Origin of the sequence: Rugamonas apoptosis (genome assembly GCF_014042355.1) — a bacterium.
Classification (GTDB): domain Bacteria; phylum Pseudomonadota; class Gammaproteobacteria; order Burkholderiales; family Burkholderiaceae_D; genus Rugamonas; species Rugamonas apoptosis.
In genome coordinates this window covers 1-359 of the sequence record NZ_JACEZU010000048.1, presented here as the reverse complement: position 1 = coordinate 359, position 359 = coordinate 1, and the positions used below count along the sequence as shown (strand labels likewise).

1 pseudogene is annotated in these 359 nt (G+C 57.1%); it reads left to right on the top strand.

The window, feature by feature from the left end:
• Positions 1-61: 61 nt before the first annotated feature.
• Positions 62-359: pseudogene (locus tag H3H39_RS27365) on the top strand (transposase); the annotation flags it as partial.

Here is a 359-nt window from a genome sequence, read left to right as displayed (position 1 = left end):
TGAGGTAGCCTGACATTTTCGGACACTTCCATTTGATAAACTTGTCAAAGGGAGTGAAATCATGAGATCAACAACATACACGCCGGAATTCCGGGCCGAGGCGGTCAAACTGGTGCTGGCACAAGGGCTGACGTTGGAAGAGGCCGCGCAGCGAATCGCAATCCCCAAAGGGACTCTTGCGAACTGGGTGAGCGCTGCCAAGCGCGGCACCGATCCATCTGCACCGCCGGGTAGCCGCAGCGTGGCTGAACTGGAAGCTGAAGTGGCCAAGCTGCGCAAAGAACTGGCGGTCGAACGGATGGAAAAGGAAGTGCTAAAAAAGGCCACCGCGTACTTTGCGAGGGAGTCGCTGCCCGGTA